General features: G+C 62.3%; 2 protein-coding genes. One reads left to right on the forward strand and one right to left on the reverse strand.

Features of this window, described 5'->3' with window-relative positions:
* Positions 1 to 112 precede the first annotated feature (112 nt).
* Positions 113 to 1573: a flavin-containing monooxygenase gene (locus tag WEB61_RS01990; protein ID WP_368062658.1), complete on the reverse strand. Its 1461-nt coding sequence runs from the start codon at positions 1571 to 1573 to the stop codon at positions 113 to 115.
* 372 nt (positions 1574 to 1945) lie between these two features.
* Here WEB61_RS01990 and WEB61_RS01995 point away from each other — a divergent pair.
* On the forward strand, positions 1946 to 2430 hold a 485-nt coding region (locus WEB61_RS01995), incomplete at its 3' end, for a PAS domain S-box protein (RefSeq protein WP_368062656.1).

Below are 2430 nucleotides of genomic sequence, written 5' to 3' on the forward strand. Positions count from 1 at the left end.
CTAGAGCGTTTCCAGGCGAAGTGGAAGCCGGTTCGCCGTCCGGAAACGCGACAAAACAAAAAACCTGGAGCAGTTTCGCGATTCGAAGAAAAGCGAAACTGCTCCAGCAGCTTCACTTGTAGACGAATTCCGGCCCGTCGAGATCGATCTTCGGCAGCTCGTCCTTTTCGGTCCAGTAGTCCTGTGTGTGCTCCCATTCGGGCTTGTTGCCGCGCTTGGGCATCAGATGCATCGAGCGCATCAGGTAACCCGGATTGAAGTTTTCCGGATCGATCCAGGGCTTGAGTTCCATGTCCTTGTCTTCGGGCCGGCGCTGAACGGTCACGGCTTTAGCCTGCCGCTTGCTCATATGGTTCAAAAGCCGCGAAACGAAATCGCCGAGAATGTCGACGCGCAAGGTCCAGCTCGCGCGGAAATAGCCGAACACCCAGACGAGGTTCGGGACGCCCGTGAACATCATGCCGCGATAGGTGACGGTGTCGGCGAAGTCGAGCTTCTTGCCGTCGACTTCGAACTGGATGTCGCCCAGCACCGAGAGGTTGAACCCCGTTGCCGTCACGATGATGTCGGCCTCGAGTTCCTTGCCCGATTTCAGCAGAATGCCTTTCTCGGTGAAGCGCTCGATCTCGTCGGTGACGACGGTAGCCTTGCCCGCCTTGATGCCCTCGAAAATATCGCCGTCGGGCACGAAGGCGATGCGCTGGCGCCACGGCCGGTAGCGCGGCGTGAAATGTTCCTTCACCGTTTCCTCCGGCAGGAACAGGCCGACGGCCGCCAGCAATTCCTCGCGCACGGCTTCCGGCTCCTCGAAGGAGCGCCGCGTGAACTCGGCCTGATCGAACAGAATCTGCCGCCGCGTGATTTCGTGGATCCAGGCCTCGTCGACGCCGAGCTTGCGGAGCTGGTCGGCGAGCACATTCTCGTTGCGCCCCGGAATGAAATAGGTCGGCGAACGCTGCAGCAGCGTCACATGGGAACAGTCGCCCGCGATCGCCGGCACCAGCGTCGCCGCTGTCGCGCCCGAACCGATCACCAGCACATGCTTGCCCTTGTAGTCGAGGTCTTCGGGCCAGGTCTGCGGATGGACGATCCGTCCACGGAACTTGTCCATATCCGGCCATTCGGGCGTATAGCCTTCGGCGTGGCGATAATAGCCCTGGCACATCCAGAGGAAATTCGCCGTGAAGCGCGCCGTCTCGCCGCTGTCGCCGCGCAACGCGTCGATGGTCCACAGATTGTCGGCGCTCGACCAGCGCGCCGAAACGATCCGGTGGCGATAGCGGATATGGCGCGCGAGATCGTTCTCCTCGATCGCCTCGCCCATATATTTGAGGATTTCGTCGGCCGAGGCGATCGGCGCCCCGGTCCAGGGCTTGAAGCGGTAGCCGAAGGTGAACAGGTCGCTGTCGGAGCGGATGCCCGGATAGCGGTGCATGTGCCAGGTGCCGCCGAAACTGTCGAGCCCTTCCAGAATGACGAAGCGCTTGTCGGGGCTCTGCTCCTTCAGGTGGTAGGCGGCCCCGATCCCCGAAATCCCCGCCCCCGCGATCAGCACATCGTAATGTTCGGCCATGGCTTCGCCCTTTGGCGCCGCCGTCTGCGGCCTTGTCAGTGTGTCCGTCCCCGTCATTTCCCGGTCTTTCTTTCCTGGCGGCGCTTCTCATATGTCGCCGAATGTCACTGTGCCTATCTTGGGACCGGAAAATCTAGGGTCAATACCCTAATTCGGTCCGGGGCCGATCAAATTGACGCAGCCGCCTTGCAGGGTGGCGGGGCGACAAAATGTGGAACCCGATGCACACGGGCAGGCGGCTTGTCCGCGCCCGCCGCTGACTGAAACGGACAGTTTCTTTACCCCCGGGCCCTATTCTGATCCGCCGGACAGCGTTCGGCGCGGATGGCGGCGCCGGGAGAGCGGGACCACAGTACAGAGTGCGTTTCAGAGATGGACATCGACGGCAATGACGATGCGTATGTCAGGACATGGCGGGGGGCCACGCTCCCCCCGTCGCTGTCGAACGACGCCGCCCGCTCGATGTTTGTGCGCCTTTTCGAGGCGGCGGGCGATGTCATCCTGATTTTCGACGCCCACAGCCGCATCGAGGCGGCCAATCCGGCGCTGGAACGGATACTCGGCTACACCCCCGACGAGGTGCGCGGCCTGCCCCTGACCATGTTGCTGGTCGACGAGCAGCGAAGCGACATCGAAACCGTCATCGCCAGCTACGCCGCGCAATCGGAACATGTCTTTGTCGGCAAGGGCGCCCGCGAGGTCCTTGCCCGTCACAAGAACGGCGAAGAACGCTTCTTCGAAATCGTTGTCGAGGAAATCGGCAGCGGCGGCATCCCGATGTTTCTCGTCATCGCGCGCGACGTCACCGAACGCCGGCAGCGCGACGAGAGCTTGCGCAGCAGCGAGGCGATTCTGCG

Source organism: Parvibaculum sp. (assembly GCF_040882025.1).
GTDB lineage: Bacteria > Pseudomonadota > Alphaproteobacteria > Parvibaculales > Parvibaculaceae > Parvibaculum.